This is a genomic window from Streptomyces litmocidini (assembly GCF_014649755.1).
Classification (GTDB): domain Bacteria; phylum Actinomycetota; class Actinomycetes; order Streptomycetales; family Streptomycetaceae; genus Streptomyces; species Streptomyces litmocidini.
The window spans coordinates 249,505-266,598 of record NZ_BMTQ01000003.1 but is presented as its reverse complement, the minus strand read 5'-3'; the positions used below and the strand labels follow the sequence as shown (position 1 = coordinate 266,598).

Sequence of the window (17,094 nt, the reverse complement as noted above, 5' to 3'; positions counted from 1 at the left end):
CGGGGTGGGCGGGGGCACAGCCCTGCCGGGCGCGGATCCCTCGGGGCGGGCGCAGACTCGGCGGGGCACAGGACGCCGACCCGGCGGGACGCGTAGGGCACGTGGGGCACGTGGCGCCGCCCCGGCGGGGCACAGGGCGCCGGCCCCGCGGGGCACAGGGCGCCGGCCCGGCGGGACGCGTGGGGCGGGCGTCGGCCCGGCGGCGCGCCGGGCCGGTGGGGCTTTCCCGCTCACCGGGAAATGGCGCTCCCCGGCGACGACACCCCCGGCCTAGCCTCCCCGCACAGCCCCAACCGCCCCGCAGGAGGGACCCGCCATGCTCACGGACCGCCGGAGACACGAGGCGGCCGAGCTGCTCCGCTCCGCCGAACAGCACGTCGCACCGATCGCTCCGCTGACCGACGCGTTCCCCGGCATCGGCACCGTGGACGCGTACGAGATCCAGCTCGTGAACGTCCGCCACCGCCTCGCGGCCGGCGCGGAGGTGCGCGGTCACAAGGTCGGCCTGTCCTCGCCGGTCATGCAGCGGATGATGGGCGTCGACGAGCCGGACTACGGTCATCTGCTCGACGACATGGAGCTGCGGCCCCACGACCCCGTCCCCGTCGCCCGCTACTGCCACCCCCGCGTCGAGGTCGAGGTCGGCTTCGTCCTCGGCGACGACCTGCCGGGCGAGACCTGTACCCCGGCGGACGTCCTCGCCGCCACCGAACGCGTCGTGCCCGCCCTGGAGCTGATCGACAGCAGGATCCGGGACTGGCGGATCACCATCGCCGACACCATCGCGGACAACGCCTCTTCCGCCGGATACGTCGTCGGGGAGGGCCGGGACCCCCGCGAGCTCGACCTCACCTCCATCGGCGCCCGGTTGAGCAGCGGCGGCGAGCTCCTCGCCGAGGGCCGCAGCGACGCGGTGCTCGGTGACCCGGCCCGTTCCGTCGCCTGGCTCGCCCGTACCGTCGCCCGCTTCGGCGTGTCGCTGAGGAGGGGGCACGTGGTGCTGCCCGGCTCGTGCACCCGGGCCGTCGACGTGGCGGCCGGGACGGTCTTCACCGCCGAGTTCACCGGTCTCGGCTCCGTCTCCCTCTCATTCATCTGAGGTGATCATGACCATCAGGACAAAGGCGACCGCCGCCATCGTCGGTTCCGGCAACATCGGCACCGACCTGCTGTACAAGCTGCTGCGTTCCGAGCACGTCGAGCCCCGCTGGATGATCGGGGTCGACCCCGACAGCGAGGGCCTCGCCCGTGCCGCCCGCGCCGGCCTGGAGACCGGCCACGAGGGCGTCGACCGGCTGCTCGCCCGGGACGAGAGGCCCGACATCGTCTTCGAGGCCACCAGCGCCTCCGTCCACCGGGCCAACGCCCCGCGCTACGCGGAACTCGGCATCAAGGCGGTCGACCTGACCCCGGCGGCCGTCGGCCCCGCCGTCGTACCGCCCGCCAATCTCCACGAGCACCTCGACCGGCCCAACGTCAACATGATCACCTGCGGCGGACAGGCCACCATCCCCATGGTGTACGCGGTCTCGCGCGTCGTCCCCGTGCCGTACGCGGAGATCGTCGCCTCGGTGGCCTCCGTCTCGGCCGGCCCTGGAACCCGGGCGAACATCGACGAGTTCACCCGCACCACCTCGCGCGGCATCGAGACCATCGGCGGCGCCGGGCGCGGCAAGGCCATCATCATCCTCAACCCGGCCGAGCCGCCCGTCATCATGCGCGACACCGTCTTCTGCGCCGTCCCCGAGGACGCCGACCGGGACGCCATCGTGCTCTCCGTCAAGGAGGTCGCCGAGCGGGTCGCCGCCTACGTCCCCGGCTACCGGCTGCGCGCCGAGCCGCAGTTCGACGATCCCGGCCCGGAGAACGGCGGGACGGCCCGCGTCGCGATCTTCCTGGAGGTGGAGGGCGCGGGCGACTACCTGCCGCCCTACGCCGGAAACCTCGACATCATGACCGCCGCCGCCACCAAGGTCGGCGAGGAGTTCGCCAAGGCGCTCCTCGCCCCGGGCGCGTAAGGAGCACCCCCATGCCCTACTCGGACACCCTCGACATCCGCGTCACCGACTCCTCGCTGCGCGACGGCTCGCACGCCAAGCGCCACCAGTTCACCGCGGAGGACGTACGGTCGGTCGTCGCCGCCCTCGACGACGCCGGCGTCCCCGTGATCGAGGTGACGCACGGCGACGGACTCGGCGGTTCCTCCTTCAACTACGGCTTCTCCAGGACCCCCGAGCAGGAACTGATCAAGGTCGCGGTGGAGACCGCGCGGCGGGCGAGGATCGCCTTCCTCATGCTCCCCGGGCTCGGCGTCAAGGACGACATCCGGGCCGCCCACGGCAACGGCGCGGGCATCTGCCGCATCGCCACCCACTGCACCGAGGCCGACATCGCGGAGCAGCACTTCGGACTCGCCCGGGAGACGGGCCTGGAGACCGTCGGCTTCCTGATGATGGCCCATTCCACGACCCCCGAGAAGCTGGCCCGGCAGGGCAGGATCATGGCCGACGCGGGCTGCCAGTGCGTGTACGTCGTCGACTCGGCCGGCGCCATGGTCATGGACGACGTCACCGCCCGGGTCGAGGCCCTGGTCTCCGAGCTCGGCGGCGACGCCCAGGTCGGCTTCCACGGCCACGAGAACCTCTCCCTCGGAACCGGCAACTCCATCGCCGCGATCAAGGCCGGAGCCGTGCAGATCGACGGCTCCACGCGCCGGCTCGGCGCCGGCGCGGGCAACACCGCCGTCGAGGCCCTGGTCGCCGTCTGCGCCAAGATGGGCATCCGCACCGGCGTCGACGTACTGAAGATCATCGACGCGGCGGAGGACGTGGTCCGCCCCGTCATGGACGACGAGTGCCGACTCGACCGGCTCGCCCTCCTGATGGGCCACGCCGGCGTCTACTCCAGCTTCCTCAAGCACGCCTACCGGCAGGCCGAACGCTACGGCGTCTCCGGCGCCGAGATCCTCCTGCGTGCCGGCGAGCGCCGTCTGGTCGGCGGCCAGGAGGACCAGCTCATCGACATCGCCGTCGAACTCGCCGCACAGCACTGAACCGAACAGAGACAGCAACCGGAGGGACGAGATGACTGCTCTCAACGACGAGGTCCGGGTCATCGACGCGGGCAGGCCGCCGACGCGGTTCGCCCGTGGCTGGCACTGCCTCGGCCTCGCCGAAGCCTTCGAGGACGGCAAGCCGCACGAGATCGAGGCCTTCGGCACCAAGCTGGTGGTCTTCCGGGGACAGGACGACGGACGCCTGCACGTCCTGAACGCCTACTGCCCGCACATGGGCGGCAACCTCGCCCAGGGCAGCGTCAAGGGCGACGCCGTCGCCTGCCCCTTCCACGACTGGCGCTGGTCGGGCGACGGCCGCTGCGCGGGCATCCCGTACGCCCGCAGGGTCCCCCCGCGCGCCAGGACCCGGTCCTGGATCTCCCTGGAGCGGAACAAGCAGCTCTTCGTCTGGAACGACCCGGAGGGCAACCCGCCGCCGCCCGAGGTGACCGTCCCCGAGATCGCGGGCATCCACGGCCCGGACGCCGACCGGTGGAGCGACTGGACCTGGAAGACCCTCCGGGTCGAGGGCGCCAACTGCCGCGAGATCGTGGACAACGTCGTGGACATGGCGCACTTCTACTACGTCCACTACGCCTTCCCCGAGCACTTCAAGAACGTCTTCGACGGCCACGTCGCCACGCAGTACATGGAGAGCAGCCCCCGCGGGGACATGGAACTGGGCACCCTCAGCTCCGGCCGCCTCCGCTCCGACGCCTCCTACCACGGCCCCTCCTACATGATCGACCACCTCTACAGCGACGTCGGCGGCGGCGCGGAGATGGAGATCGTCCTGATCAACTGCCACTACCCGATCGACGCGAACAGCTTCCTGCTCCAGTACGGGGCCATCGTGAAGCGGCTGCCCGGGATGACGGACGAGCAGGCCGCGGAGGCCGCGCGCCTCACCGCCGAGGGGGCCACCGTCGGCTTCGAGCAGGACGTCGAGATCTGGCGGAACAAGACCCGGATCGACAACCCCCTGCTCACCGAGGAGGACGGGCCGGTCTACCAACTGCGCCGCTGGTACGAGCAGTTCTACGTCGACGTCGCCGACGTCGAGGACGAGATGACCCGCCGCTTCGAGTTCGAGATCGACACCCGACGCGCCAACACGGCATGGCGCGCCGAGGTCGAGGAGAACCTCGCGCGCCGCGCGGCGGAGACGGAAACCGGAGCCTGACGTGCGAGCGGTGGAGTGCGCGGCCTGCGGCAACCAGGTCCTGTGCGAGAAGTTCAGCGTCGCCCACACCTCCGTGCAGTGGACGGCCGACGCGGCCGTCGCCTGCGCGGAGTTCCGCGACCGGGTGCGCCCGGGCGCGACCACCGCCCGGATGCGGACCTGCCGGGCCCTGCGGGCGAGCATCGACCGCGCGGTCGAGGACGGAACCCTGACGGTCGGCACCCTGGAGCCGGGGATCCCGGAGGCCGGCCTCCCGGAGGCCGGATCCCCGGAGGCCGGATCCCCGGAGGCCGCCTCCCCGGAGGCCGGATCCTCCGATTCCGGCTCCTCGGGGGCCGGATCCTCCGAGCCAGGCCTCCCGGAGGCCGGCGCGGCAGGTACCGCGACCGCGGAGGCCGTCGATGCCTGAGCCCACGACCAGCTCCCGCACCCACCGGCTGCGCGTCGTCGAGGTCGTCGCCGAGACGGCCGACGCGCACTCCCTGGTGCTCCAGGCACCGGCGGAGAGCGCGGACCGCTTCGCGTACCGCCCCGGGCAGTTCCTCACCCTGAAGCTGCCCGGCCCCGACGGGAGACCGGCCGCCCGCTGCTACTCCCTCGCCAGCTCGCCCCACACCGGCGAGCCCCTGAAGATCACCGTCAAACGGGTCGCCGGCGGGTACGGCTCCAACTGGGTCTGCGACCGGCTGGCGGCCGGGGACGAGCTGGAGGCGCTGCCCCCGGCCGGCACCTTCACCCCGGACTCCCTCGACGACGACCTGCTGCTCGTCGCCGGAGGCAGCGGCATCACCCCGGTCCTGTCGATCGCCAAGTCGGTCCTGGCCGACGGCCGGGGCGGGCTGGTGCTGCTGTACGCCAACCGCGACGAGTCCTCGGTCGTCTTCCGCGACGAACTGCGGGCGCTGGCGCAGGAACACCCGCACCGGTTCCTCGTGCTCCACTGGCTGGAGACGCTCCAGGGCCTGCCGTCCGTGGACCGGCTGGTGCCCGTGCTCGCTCCGTACGCGGGCCGCCGGGCCTTCGTCTGCGGCCCGCAGCCGCTCATGGACGCCGCCGAGCAGGCCCTGCGCACGCTCGGCGCGCCCGGCGACCGCATCCACCGGGAGCGGTTCTTCTCCCTCGGCGCGGACGTCTTCGACACCCCCGGGGTGCCGCGGGACACCGCGGGCGAGGGCGGCGCGACCGCCGGGGTCGAGATCGACGGCGAGACGCACACGGTCGCCTGGCCACCGACCGCGCCCCTGCTCGACGCGCTCCTCGCCGCGGGCGTGGACGCCCCGTACTCCTGCCGGGAGGGCGCCTGCAGCGCCTGCACCTGCCGTGTCGTCGCGGGCGAGGTCACGATGCTCCGCAACGACGTCCTGGACGACCAGGACGTCGCCGAGGGGTACGTCCTGGCCTGCCAGGCCCTCCCCCTGACCGACCGGGTCGAGATCACCTACTCCTGACGAGGAGCCCGTCATGCCCCGAACCTGCCTGGTCACCGGAGCCGCCTCCGGCATCGGCGAGGCCACCGCCGACCTCCTGCGGAAACAGGGCCACACCGTCATCGGCGCCGACCTCGCCGACGGCGACATCCGCGCCGACCTGTCCACCGCCGAGGGCCGGGCCGAACTCGTCGCCCGGGCCCGCGAACTGACCGGCGGCCGTCTCGACGCCGTCGTCTCCTGCGCGGGCGTCGCCCACTTCGACCCCCTCACCGTCAGGGTCAACCACTTCGGTGCCGTGGCCACGCTCGACGGACTGCGTCCGCTGCTCGTGGCCGGCACCGACCCCCGGGCCGTGGTCGTCGGATCCATCGACTCCGTCCACCCGGTCGACCCCGCGATCGTGGACGCCGCGCTCGCCGGGGACGAGGAGGCTGCGGTGGCCGCCTCGCGGGCGGCCGTCGACCGGGGGGAGGGCCACCTCGTCTACTCCTCGTCCAAGGCGGCGATCTCCCGCTGGGTCCGCCGCGCGGCCCCCACCGGGGCGTGGGCCGGCGACGGCGTCCCGCTCAACGCCGTGGCCCCCGGCGTGGTCGTCACGCCCCTGACCCGGCCGCTGCTCGACGACCCCGGGACGCGGAGGCTCGTCGAGAGGAGCGTGCCGATGCCGCTGCACGGCCACGCCCGCCCCGAGCAGATCGCCCCGCTCATCGCGTGGCTTGCCTCGCCCGACAACGCCCTCGTGACGGGGCAGGTCGTCTTCGCCGACGGGGGCGCCGACGCGGTCCTGCGCGGCGACGGCACCTGGTGACGGTCCGTACGAGGACACCCGGAGAGGACCCGGAGGGGCATCCGCGCGGGTGCCCCCCCTGCGGCACCCGCGCCCCCACCCGTACCCGCACCCGCACCCACACCCGTGTCCGTCATGAGGAGACGCCCGTGAACCCCCGTACGCTCGAACGCTCCGCCGTCGTCCCGGCCGCCCCCGACGCCGTGTGGGCCGTCATCGGCGACTTCGGCGCCCTCGCCGACTGGCATCCCCACGTGCCGCCGTCCACCCTGGAGGGCGGTGGCGACCCGGCCGTCCCCGGGACCGTCAGGGTCTTCGCCGTCGACGGCGAGGCCGTCGCCCGGGAGCGCCTGCTCGACCGCGACGCGGCCGCCCGCTCGTACCGCTACGCCCTCCTCGACCCCGTCATGCTCCCGGTCCACGACTACGTGGCGACGCTCGCCGTCCGTCCGCACCCCGAAGGGTCGGAGGTCCGGTGGTCCGCCGCCTACCGGAGCACCGACGACGTGGTGCCCCGGGTGGAGTCGGCCTTCGGGGACGGCACGTACGGCACCGGCCTCGCCGCCCTGCGGGCGCGCTTCACATCCAGTCGCTGAAGCGCAGCCAGGCCATCATGTCGTCCATCGAGGGCTGCGGAAGCCCCGCGGGCCCCGCCCCGGCGGGCCGGGTCCGCTTCTCCGGCTGCCGCCCCGGTCCGAACATCGACTGCCACACCGACCGCGCGCAGCCGCGCACGGCCGGGGCCAGCCGCTCCATCTCCCGGTGGACTCCGTGGCCGCTCACCGAGATCGCGGCGACGGCCCGGCCGGCGCCGCGCAGCGGGGCGGCCACGCAGAACACCCCCCGGTACCCCTCCTCGTGGTCGAAGGCCACGCCGCGCTCCCGCGTCATCGCCAGCTCACGGCGGAAGGACTCGGGGCGGGTGAGGGTGCGCGGGGTGCGCGCCCGCAGCCCGTCCCGGATCACCCGCTCCACCGGCGCGGCGTCGCCGAAGGCCAGGATCGCCTTGCCCGAGGCCGTGCAGTACGCCGGCTGCCGCCCGCCCGTGCGCGAGGGCACGACGGAGTCGTCCGAACCGCCGATGCGCTCCAGATAGACCACCTCGGAGCCGTCGAGCACCGTCAGGTGCACCAGATGGCCGGTGGACTCGTGCAGCGCGTGCAGGTGGGGCAGGGCGGCCCGGCGGAGCCGGTTGTGGTGCGAGGCCATGGCGCCGAGCTCCAGCATGCCCATGCCGAGCCGGTAGTCGCGGCCCTCGCGCTCCAGCCAGCGCAGCTGCACCAGCTGGTCGAGGATGCGGTGCGCGGAGGAGCGGCGGATGCCCGAGCGCTGCACGACCTCGGTGAGGGTGAGCCGGGGCCCCGCGCTCTCGAAGGCGCTCAGCACCCTCGCCGCCTTCTCCAGCAGGGACAGAGGCGGCCCCCCGGCCCCGACGGGCTCGACAGCACGGGTCGTCATCGACACCTCCCACACGGACGGCACGGCCGAGCGGCCCGTGGCCGGGTCCGTAATCTCCGGTATTGCGTGGAGATTGCCAGAGGACGACGGGCGCTGGGAAGGGGGAGTTCCGTCTCGGAACAGTAACGCGTAGGTTCCTTCCCGTCACGGCACGACCGGACCGGAACGGAGAGGGGCGCCCATGCGCGACGACGACGTCCTCGCGGCGGTCCGCGCACTCGCCCCCGCCCTGCGCGAGCGCGCGGCCGAGGCGGAGGCCCTGCGCCGGCTCCCCGACGCCTCCGTCGGGGAACTGGAGGCCGCCGGCTTCTTCCGGCTGCTCCGGCCCGGGGCGTACGGCGGACTCGCCGCCGACCCCGCCGTCTTCTACGCCGCCGTGCACGAGATCGCCAAGGCCTGCGGCTCGACCGGCTGGGCGGCGTCGGTCCTCGGCGTCCACCCCTGGTACGTGGCCCAGTTCGACCCCCGGGCGCAGGAAGAGGTCTGGGGCGCGGACGAGTCCGCCCGCATCTGCTCCTCCCACGCCCCCACCGGGAAGGTCACCGCCGTCGACGGAGGCTTCCGGCTCTCCGGCCGGTGGCACTTCTCCGCGGGCTGCGACCACGCCCGCTGGGCGCTGCTCGGCGGCCTCGTCACCGACGGCGACGGCCGTCCGGTCGACGTGCTGACCCTCCTGGTGCCGAGCGCCGACTACCGCGTCGACGACGTGTGGGACACGGTCGGACTGCGCGGCAGCGGCAGCAACGACGTCCTCGTCGAGGACGCCTTCGTCCCCGCCCACCGGGCGCTCGGCTACGGCCCGGTGACCGCGCTGCGCTGCCCCGGGCACGACGTCCACCCCGAACCCCTGTACCGGCTGCCGTACGCGGCCGTCTTCACCACCGCCATCTCCACCGCGATGGTCGGCATCGCCGAGGGCGCCCACGAGGACCAGGTCACCGCCGCCCGCGAGCGCCTCGGGGCCGAGCCCGGCCGGCGGGCCGCCGAGGACCCCTTCGCCCAGGTGCGCATCGCCCGCGCCGCCGGCGAGATCGACGCCGCCCGGCTCCAGCTCGCCCGCAACATGGCGGAGCTGTACGCGGTCGCGCGCGGCGGCGCGCGGATCCCGAGGGAGCTGCGCGCCCGCACCCGCCGCGACCAGGCGCTGGCCACCGAACGCGCCGTCACCGCCGTGGACCTGCTCATGGAGAACGCCGGCCGCGGACCGCTGCGCACGGGCGACGACGTCCTGCAGCGTGCCTGGCGCGACCTGCACACCGGCCGCGGGCAGGCGGCCAACGACGTGGAACGGGCCCTGGTCCTCTACGCCCGGGACGCCCTCGGCATGGACGTCCACGACCCCATGCTCTGACCGCCGGGGCCCTCCCGCGCGAGGGTTCCCGCTCAGTGGGAGCAGCGCATTTCCCCGCCGTACGGCACGCCGTACGGTCCTGGCATTCCCCCACCACGACCCGAAAGGGGATGCCCCATGGCCGATGACGTCCTGGCAGCGATCCGTGACCTCGCCCCCGTCCTGCGCGACCGCGCGGCCGAGGCCGAGACGCTGCGACGCGTGCCCGACGCCTCCGTCGAGGAGCTGGAGGACACCGGCTTCTTCCGGCTGCTCCAGCCCAGGGCCTTCGGCGGCCGCGCGGAGGACCCGGTGGTCTTCTACACGGCGGTCAAGGAGATCGCCAAGGCGTGCGGCTCGACCGGGTGGGTCGCCTCCGTCGTCGGCGTCCACCCCTGGCACGTCGCCCTGTTCGACCCCCGCGCCCAGCAGGAGGTGTGGGGGCAGGACCCCAGGACCCGCATCGCCTCCTCGTACGCCCCCACCGGCAAGGCCACCGCCGCCGACGGCGGCTTCCGGCTCTCCGGCCGGTGGCACTTCTCCTCCGGCTGCGACCACGCCCGCTGGGCGCTCCTCGGCTGCATCGTCACCGACGGCGAGGGCAACCCGGTCGACATGCGGACCTTCCTGATCCCCCGGTCCGACTACCGCGTCGACGACGTCTGGGACACCGTCGGCCTGCGCGGCACCGGCAGCAACGACGTCGTCGTCGAGGACGTCTTCGTCCCCGACCACCGAGCCCTGAGCTTCGGCCCCGTCACCGCCCTGAAGGTGCCCGGTCACGAGGTCAACCCCGAGCCGCTGTACCGGCTGCCCTACGCCGGGGTGTTCACCACCACCATCTCCACCCCGATCGTCGGCATCGCCGAGGGCGCCTTCGTGTCGTACGCCGAGGCGACCAGGAAGCGGTTCCGCGTCTCGTACGGGCAGAAGGTCGCCGAGGACCCCTTCGCGCAGGTCCGCATCGCCCGCGCCGCCAGCGACATCGACGCGAGCTGGCTGCAGCTGACCCGCAACATGGGCGAGATGTACGCCCTCGCCGAGCGCGGCGAGGAGATCCCGATGGAGCTGCGCACCCGCACCCGCCGCGACCAGGTCCTCGCCACCGAACGCTCCGTCGCGGCGGTCGACCTGCTCATGGAGAACTCCGGCGGCAGCGCCATGCGCACCGGGCCCGGCCTCGTCCAGCGCGCCTGGCGCGACGCCCACACCGGCCGCGGCCACGCCGCCAACGACCCCGAGCGGGCCCTCGTCATGTACGGGCAGAGCGCGCTCGGCATCGACATCCACGACACCATGGCCTGAGAGGCGCCGACGATGGCAGAACTCACCCACCAGTCGACCTCCCGCACCGCCGAGGCGGCCGGGCTCACCCTCCACTACCACGAGGCCGCGCCCGCCGGCCGGGCCGCCGGGGCGCCCGTGGTGATCATGCTGCACGGCGGCGGCCCCGGCGCCTCCGCCTGGAGCAACTTCGGCCGCAACCTCCCCGTCTTCGCCGAGCACTTCCGCACCCTGCTCGTCGACCAGCCCTGCTTCGGCCGCTCGGACAAGCCGGAGCCCGACAAGGACTACTTCAGCTACAGCGCGGACGCCGTCGCCGCCCTCATGGACGAACTGGGCGTCCGGCAGGCCCACTTCATCGGCAACTCCCTCGGCGGAGGCACCGCCGTCCGGATGGCCCTGAACCACCCGGACAAGGTCGGCAAGCTCCTCCTGATGGGCCCCGGAGGCGTCTCCGTCAACCTCTTCGCCCCCGACCCGACCGAGGGCATCAAGCGGCTCTTCGAGTTCAACGCCTCGCCCGAACCCACCAAGGAGCAACTGCGCGCCTTCCTCGGCGTCATGGCGTACGACCAGTCCGTCGTCACCGACGAACTCGTCGAGGAGCGCTGGGCCTCGGCCACCGATCCCGACACCCGGCTCGGCAGCGCCCGGATGGGCGCCTCGTTCGCCAACCCCGCCTGGGCCGGGGACACGATGCTCTGGCGCGAGGCCCACCGGATCACCCACCCGGTGCTCCTCACCTGGGGCCGCGAGGACCGCGTCAACCCCCTGGACGGCGCGCTCGTCGCCCTCAAGACCATCCCCGACGCCCGTCTGCACGTCTTCCCGCACTGCGGCCACTGGGCCCAGACCGAGCAGGCCGACGAGTTCAACCGCCTGGCCGTCGACTTCTTCTCCCACTGAACCCGCCGGGCCCTCCGCGCCCGCCGCACCCACCGAACTCTCCGAACTCTCCGAACTCTCCGAACCTCCCGAACCTTCCACCGAAGAGGTGCACACCATGGACATCCGTGCTCTCGGCTACCTGCGCCTGGAGACCACCACCCTGGACGAGTGGCGCCGCTACGCGCTCGACGTCCTCGGCATGGTGGAGGCGACCGGCACCACCGAGGACACCCTCTGCCTCCGCCTGGACGACCGCGCCCACCGCATCGTCATCCGGGCGGGAGAGAGCGACAGGCTCCTCGCGGCCGGCTGGGAGGTGGCCGACGCCGCAGCCCTCGCCCGCGCCACCGGGGAACTGGAGGCGGCGGGCGTCGCCGTCAAGGCCGCCGACCCCGCCGAACTCGCCGAGCGCCGCGTCCGGGGCCTCATCCACGTGACGGACCCGGGCGGCAACCCGCTGGAGATCTACTGGGGCCAGGCGCAGGACCACACCGCCCTCGGCACCCCGTACGGCAACCGCTTCGTCACCGGCGACCTGGGCCTCGGCCACGTCGTGCTCCCCGTGCCGGACGTCGAGGCAGCGCTCGACTTCTACGAGAACCTGCTCGGCTTCCAGCTGCGCGACTCGATGAAGCTGCCGCCGCAGGCCGTCCCGACCGCCACCGAGCAGCGGGACTTCCACTGGATGCACTTCCTCAGCCCCAACCGCCGCCACCACAGCCTCGGCCTCTACCCGGGCGCGCTGCCCCCCGGCATCGTGCACTTCATGGTCGAGCTGGAGACCCTCGACGACGTGGGCCGCGGACTCGACCGCGCGCATGCCGCCGGCATCCCCATCGCGTCCAGCCTCGGACGCCACACCAACGACCGCATGGTGTCCTTCTACGCCCAGGCCCCCGGCGGCTTCCAGGTCGAGTACGGCTGGGACGGCCTCGTCGTCGACCCCGCCACCTGGGTCGCGAAGGAGATCACCGCCGACAGCTTCTGGGGCCACCAGTGGAACGGCTGATCCCGCCCTCCGAGTTCCGGGACGTCCTCGGCCGCTTCGCCAGCGGCATCACGGTGGTGGCGACGCTCGACGCCGACGGCGCGGAACCCGTCGGCTTCGCCTGCCAGTCCTTCGCCTCCCTCTCCCTCGACCCCCCGCTGGTCATGCTGGCCGTCGGCAAGAACTCCACCAGCTGGCCGAGGATCCAGCGCGCGGGCCGCTTCTGCGTCAACATCCTCGCCGAGGACCAGCAGGCCACCTGCGCCGCGCTCGGCCGCAGCGGCCCCGACAAGTTCGCCGGGGTGCCCTGGAGCGCCGGCGAGCACGGCACCGTACGCATCGACGGGGCCCTCGCCCACGTGGAGTGCGCACTCGACGCGGTCCACGAGGCCGGGGACCACCACCTGGTCACCGCACAGGTGGTGGCGCTCGACGCCGGCGAGGACGGCCGGCCGCTGCTGTTCTTCCGCAGCCGCTACGCCGTGGGGGCCTTCTGATGCCGATCGACGTCGAGAAGGCGACCTCCGCGCCGCCGGTGCGCACCGACGTCCGGTGGAACGAGCACGACGTACGGCTCTACCACCTCGCCCTCGGCGCCGGCGTCCCCGAGACCGACCCGCGCGAACTGCGCTACGCCTACGAAGGACACGAGCGGGGCCTCCAGGTCCTGCCCACCTTCGGGGTCGTCGCGGGCGGCACCGGCGGGGTCGGCTTCCAGGTCTTCGACCTGCCGGGCGTCGACATCGACCTGGCGAAGGTGCTGCACGGCGGCCAGGAGATCACCGTGCACCGCCCGCTGGCCGCCGCAGGCCGGGCGACCGCGGTCACCCGCGTCACGGCCGTGCACGACAAGGGCAGGGCCGCCGTCATCGTCCAGGAGTCCACCCTCCTCGGCGAGGACGGCGAGCCGCTGATCACCCAGCGCAACCAGATCTTCGTCCACGGGGAGGGCGGCTTCGGCGGCGACCGAGGCCCCGCGGACCGCCTCCCCGCCCCCGACCGCGAGCCCGACCTGGTGGCCGAGATCCCGACGCTCCGTCAACAGGCCCTGCTCTACCGGCTCACCGGCGACCGGAACCCGCTGCACGCCGACCCCGCCACCGCCCGGCGCGCGGGCCACGACCGGCCCGTCCTGCACGGGCTCTGCACCTTCGGGATGGCGGTCAAGGCCGTCACCGACCGTCTGCTCGACGGCGAAGCGGGCGCGGTCGCCACCTGCCGCACCCGCTTCGCCGGGGTCTTCTTCCCCGGCGAGACCCTGCGGCTGCGCGTCTGGGACACCCCCGACGGCTACCGCCTGACGGCCACGGCCGCGGACCGCGAGGACGCGCCGGTCCTCACCGACGCGCGGATCACCGCGCGATGACCCGGCGGCCGGGGCGGGGGACGGCCCGCCCCGGCCGCCGACCCACGCAGGGCCCTTCCGACACGACCAGGGAGAACCGCATGAACGACCAGTGGGACCACACCTACGACGTGGTGGTCGTCGGCTCCGGCGCCGCCGGCATGGCCGCGGCCATCACCGCCCGACTCCGCGGACTGACCGCCCTGGTGGTGGAGAAGACCGAGGTCTACGGCGGCTCGACCGCCCTGTCCGGCGGCGCGATATGGGTCCCGGACAACTTCCACCTGGACGCCGCCGGCCTCGGCGACACCCCCGAGAAGGCCCGCGCCTACCTGGACGCCACGGTCGGCGACCGGGTCCCCGCCGAGCGCAAGGACGCCTACGTCACCCACGGACCGCGGATGGTCAGGGAGTTCCACGACCGCACCGCCGTGCGGTTCGTCTACACCCCCGGCTACTCCGACTACTACCCCGAGCGGCTCGGCGGCTACCCGCAGGGCCGCTCCGTCGAACCCCAGGTCTTCGACTTCAGGAAGCTCGGCCCCGAGCAGCGCGCCACCATGCGCCGCGCCGGACTGCCCACCCACGGCCTCACCATCACCTCCCGGGACTTCCGGCACCTGAACATGGTGGCGCGCACCTGGGCCGGCCGCCGCACCGCCCTCAGGGTCGGCGCCCAGGCGGTCGGGGCGAAGCTCACCGGCAAGGAGCCGCTCTCCCTCGGGGAGGCGCTGATCGCCCGCATGCGGCACTCGCTCGACGCCCTCGGCGCCGACCTGTGGCTCTCCGCCCCGATGACCGGCCTCGTCGAGGAGGACGGCCGGGTCACCGGCGTCCGGATCGACCGGAAGGGACGCGAGCTGACGGTCCGGGCGACCGGCGGCGTCGTCCTCGCCTCCGGAGGCTTCTCCCACGACCAGCGGCTCCGCGAGAAGCACCTGCCCGCGCCCACCTCCACCGAATGGAGTTCCGCCGCCGAGGGCCAGACCGGCGACGCCCTGGAGCCGGCCACGGCCCTCGGCGCCGCGACCGACCTGATGGACAAGGTCTGGGGCGCGCCGTCGGTGGTGCCCCCCGGGGAGAAGCCGTTCTTCCTCGTCGCCGACCGCGGCGTCCCCTCCATGGTGATCGTCGACGCGGCGGGGGAGCGCTACGCCAACGAGGCCGCCCCGTACCACGAGTTCGTCGACGCCATGTACGCCCACGACAGGCCGGGGGCGAGCACCGTGCCGTCCTGGCTGATCCTCGACGCCACCGCCAGGGCCCGCTACCTCTTCATGGGCCTCTTCCCGGGGCAGGCGTTCCCCAAGCCGTGGCTGGAGAGCGGCTTCGTCAGGAAGGCCGCGACCGTCGAGGAGCTGGCCCACCGGATCGGCGTCGCCCCGGAGCGGTTGCGCGCCACCGTGGAGCGCTTCAACGGCTTCGCCCGCGCCGGCCGCGACGAGGACTTCCACCGCGGCGACAGCGTCTACGACCGCTACTACGGCGACCCCACGCTGCCCAACCCCAACCTGGCGCCGCTGGAGAAGGGCCCCTACTTCGCGATCCCCGTCCACCCCGGCGACATCGGCACCAAGGGCGGCCTGGTCACCGACGCCACCGCCCGCGTGCTGCGGGAGGACGGCACGCCCGTCGACGGCCTGTACGCCTCCGGCAACGTCTCGTCCGCCGTCATGGGCGAGACCTATCCGGGACCCGGCGCGACCATCGGCCCCGCCATGACCTTCAGCTGGCTCGCGGCCGGCCACATCGCCCGGACGCGTTCCGCCGAGGCCCGGTGAGCGGCCCCGTGACGGACCTGCGGGGCCGAACGGTGATCGTCACCGGCGGGGCGCGGGGGATCGGCGCGGAGACCGGACGGGCGGCCGTCGAGTCCGGCGCCCGGGTCGTCCTCACCGACGTACGGGAGGAGGAGGGGCGCGCCGCGGCTCGGCGGCTCGGCGACCACGCCCGGTTCGTCCGCCACGACGTCACCTCCGAGGACGACTGGCGCGAGGTCGTCGACTTCGCGGCCGCCGCCTTCGGCCGGGTGGACGGCCTCGTCAACAACGCCGGGATATCCGGGGGCTCCCACCCCCTGGAGGAGCAGACGGCCGAGGACTTCCGGCGGGTCGTCGACATCGACCTCACCGGAGTCTTCCTCGGGATGCGGGCCGTGGTCCCGGCGATGCGGGAGAGCGGCGGCGGGGCCATCGTCAACGTCTCCTCCGCGGCCGGCCTCATGGGCCTGGCCGGGACCGCCGGCTACGGCGCGGCCAAGTGGGGCGTGCGCGGGCTCACCAAGCTCGGCGCGGTGGAGCTCGCCGCCGCCCGGATCCGCGTCAACTCCGTCCACCCCGGCATGATCCACACCCCGATGACCGCCCACGTGGGCATCGAGCGGGGCGAGGGGAAGTACCCGGACACACCGATGGGACGGGTCGGCGAACCCCACGAGATCGCGCGGGCGGTCGCCTTCCTGCTCTCGGACGCCGCCTCGTACGTCACCGGCGCCGAACTGGCCGTCGACGGCGGCTGGACGGCCGGCCCGGCCCTCCGACCGATCGAGGAGAACCCCTGATGCCCGTCGACCTGACAGGAAAGGTCGCGCTGGTCACCGGCGCGGCACGCGGCATGGGCGAGGCCGAGGCCCGCCTGTTCGCCGCCCTCGGCGCGAAGGTCGTCCTCACCGACGTCCTGGAGCCGGAGGGAGGGGCGACCGCCGCCTCCCTCGGCGCCGCCGCCCGGTTCGTACGCCACGACGTGACCGACGAGCGGTCCTGGACGACCGCCGTGGCCACCGCCCTGGACGCCTTCGGCCGGCTCGACGTCCTCGTCAACAACGCCGCGATCCACTCCACCTCGCCCATCACCGAGGAGGACCCGGCCCGTCTGGAGGCGATCCTCCGCGTCAACCTGGTCGGTCCGTTCCTCGGCGTCCGCGCCGTCGCCGGAGCGATGAAGGAGGGCGGCGGCGGGTCCATCGTCAACATCTCCTCGCAGGCAGGCCTCCAGGGCATCTGGGGCCACGGCGCCTACGGGGCCGCGAAGTGGGGCCTGCGGGGCCTCACGAGAACGGCCGCCCTGGAACTCGGCCCGGACGGCATCCGGGTCAACTCCGTCCACCCCGGCGCCATCGCCACCGCCATGACCGCGCACCTGGGCACCAGGGAGCATCCGGCCGCGCCGCTCGGACGGGTGGGGGAGCCCGAGGAGGTCGCCCGCCTCGTCGCCTTCCTCGCCTCCGACGACTCCTCCTACCTGTCCGGCGCCGAACTCGCGGTGGACGGCGGCGCGTCGGCCGGCCGCATGCCCGCCCTCGCCCCGAAGGGGACGAGCGCGTGAACCCACCGACCCCGAAGGGAGC

The 17,094-nt window shown here is 73.8% G+C and carries 18 protein-coding genes; 17 read left to right on the top strand and 1 reads right to left on the bottom strand.

Annotated elements, in window-relative coordinates:
- Positions 1-316: 316 nt before the first annotated feature.
- The 8 genes from IE180_RS07785 to IE180_RS07750 all read left to right on the top strand — a co-directional run bounded on the left by IE180_RS07785 (position 317) and on the right by IE180_RS07750 (position 7,051).
- Positions 317-1,099, top strand: coding sequence for a 2-keto-4-pentenoate hydratase (locus IE180_RS07785; RefSeq protein ID WP_190156029.1), 783 nt, complete (start codon positions 317-319; stop codon positions 1,097-1,099).
- 7 nt (positions 1,100-1,106) lie between these two features.
- Positions 1,107-2,018, top strand: coding sequence for an acetaldehyde dehydrogenase (acetylating) (locus IE180_RS07780; protein WP_229860366.1), 912 nt, complete (start codon positions 1,107-1,109; stop codon positions 2,016-2,018).
- A gap of 11 nt (positions 2,019-2,029) precedes the next feature.
- Entirely contained in the window at positions 2,030-3,052 is a 1,023-nt protein-coding gene (gene dmpG, locus IE180_RS07775) for a 4-hydroxy-2-oxovalerate aldolase (RefSeq protein ID WP_190156028.1), read from the top strand.
- A 31-nt stretch (positions 3,053-3,083) separates the two neighbouring features.
- The gene (locus IE180_RS07770) at positions 3,084-4,238 is read left to right on the top strand and encodes a 3-ketosteroid-9-alpha-monooxygenase, oxygenase component (protein WP_190156027.1); all 1,155 of its coding nucleotides are present in this window, start codon (positions 3,084-3,086) and stop codon (positions 4,236-4,238) included.
- Between the two features lies 1 nt (position 4,239).
- Positions 4,240-4,647, top strand: a complete 408-nt coding sequence (locus tag IE180_RS36255) for a hypothetical protein (RefSeq protein ID WP_229860365.1) — start codon at positions 4,240-4,242, stop codon at positions 4,645-4,647.
- On the top strand, positions 4,640-5,686 hold the full coding sequence (locus IE180_RS07760) for a ferredoxin--NADP reductase (RefSeq protein ID WP_190156026.1): 1,047 nt from the start codon (positions 4,640-4,642) through the stop codon (positions 5,684-5,686). The genes IE180_RS36255 and IE180_RS07760 overlap by 8 nt, the downstream gene beginning before the upstream one ends.
- Before the next feature lie 13 nt (positions 5,687-5,699).
- Positions 5,700-6,476 (top strand): SDR family oxidoreductase, encoded by a 777-nt coding sequence (locus tag IE180_RS07755; protein ID WP_190156025.1) that lies wholly within the window; start codon positions 5,700-5,702, stop codon positions 6,474-6,476.
- 128 nt (positions 6,477-6,604) lie between these two features.
- Positions 6,605-7,051: an SRPBCC family protein gene (locus IE180_RS07750; protein WP_190156024.1), complete on the top strand. Its 447-nt coding sequence runs from the start codon at positions 6,605-6,607 to the stop codon at positions 7,049-7,051.
- Here the strand turns inward: IE180_RS07750 and IE180_RS07745 are convergent.
- Positions 7,035-7,913, bottom strand: coding sequence for an IclR family transcriptional regulator (locus IE180_RS07745; RefSeq protein ID WP_229860364.1), 879 nt, complete (start codon positions 7,911-7,913; stop codon positions 7,035-7,037). The genes IE180_RS07750 and IE180_RS07745 overlap by 17 nt on opposite strands.
- A gap of 181 nt (positions 7,914-8,094) precedes the next feature.
- Here IE180_RS07745 and hsaA (IE180_RS07740) point away from each other — a divergent pair, with 181 nt between their 5' ends.
- The 9 genes from hsaA (IE180_RS07740) to IE180_RS07700 all read left to right on the top strand — a co-directional run bounded on the left by hsaA (IE180_RS07740) (position 8,095) and on the right by IE180_RS07700 (position 17,072).
- On the top strand, positions 8,095-9,264 hold the full coding sequence (gene hsaA / locus IE180_RS07740; protein ID WP_190156022.1) for a 3-hydroxy-9,10-secoandrosta-1,3,5(10)-triene-9,17-dione monooxygenase oxygenase subunit: 1,170 nt from the start codon (positions 8,095-8,097) through the stop codon (positions 9,262-9,264).
- A gap of 117 nt (positions 9,265-9,381) precedes the next feature.
- On the top strand, positions 9,382-10,548 hold the full coding sequence (gene hsaA / locus IE180_RS07735) for a 3-hydroxy-9,10-secoandrosta-1,3,5(10)-triene-9,17-dione monooxygenase oxygenase subunit (RefSeq protein ID WP_190156021.1): 1,167 nt from the start codon (positions 9,382-9,384) through the stop codon (positions 10,546-10,548).
- A 12-nt stretch (positions 10,549-10,560) separates the two neighbouring features.
- Positions 10,561-11,433 carry a 4,5:9,10-diseco-3-hydroxy-5,9,17-trioxoandrosta-1(10),2-diene-4-oate hydrolase gene (gene hsaD / locus IE180_RS07730; protein ID WP_190156020.1) on the top strand — a complete coding sequence of 291 codons (873 nt, stop codon included), beginning with the start codon at positions 10,561-10,563 and terminating at the stop codon, positions 11,431-11,433.
- Between the two features lie 97 nt (positions 11,434-11,530).
- On the top strand, positions 11,531-12,424 hold the full coding sequence (locus tag IE180_RS07725) for a VOC family protein (protein WP_190156019.1): 894 nt from the start codon (positions 11,531-11,533) through the stop codon (positions 12,422-12,424).
- Positions 12,412-12,900 (top strand): flavin reductase family protein, encoded by a 489-nt coding sequence (locus IE180_RS07720; RefSeq protein ID WP_190156018.1) that lies wholly within the window; start codon positions 12,412-12,414, stop codon positions 12,898-12,900. The genes IE180_RS07725 and IE180_RS07720 overlap by 13 nt, the downstream gene beginning before the upstream one ends.
- On the top strand, positions 12,900-13,769 hold the full coding sequence (locus IE180_RS07715) for a MaoC/PaaZ C-terminal domain-containing protein (protein ID WP_190156017.1): 870 nt from the start codon (positions 12,900-12,902) through the stop codon (positions 13,767-13,769). Before IE180_RS07720 ends, IE180_RS07715 begins: the two co-directional genes overlap by 1 nt.
- 80 nt (positions 13,770-13,849) lie before the next feature.
- Complete coding sequence (locus tag IE180_RS07710; RefSeq protein WP_190156016.1) at positions 13,850-15,529, top strand: FAD-dependent oxidoreductase; 1,680 nt, start codon at positions 13,850-13,852, stop codon at positions 15,527-15,529.
- 8 nt (positions 15,530-15,537) lie between these two features.
- The gene (locus tag IE180_RS07705; RefSeq protein ID WP_190156015.1) at positions 15,538-16,308 is read left to right on the top strand and encodes a glucose 1-dehydrogenase; all 771 of its coding nucleotides are present in this window, start codon (positions 15,538-15,540) and stop codon (positions 16,306-16,308) included.
- Positions 16,308-17,072, top strand: coding sequence for a glucose 1-dehydrogenase (locus IE180_RS07700; RefSeq protein WP_190156014.1), 765 nt, complete (start codon positions 16,308-16,310; stop codon positions 17,070-17,072). Before IE180_RS07705 ends, IE180_RS07700 begins: the two co-directional genes overlap by 1 nt.
- Positions 17,073-17,094 lie beyond the last annotated feature (22 nt).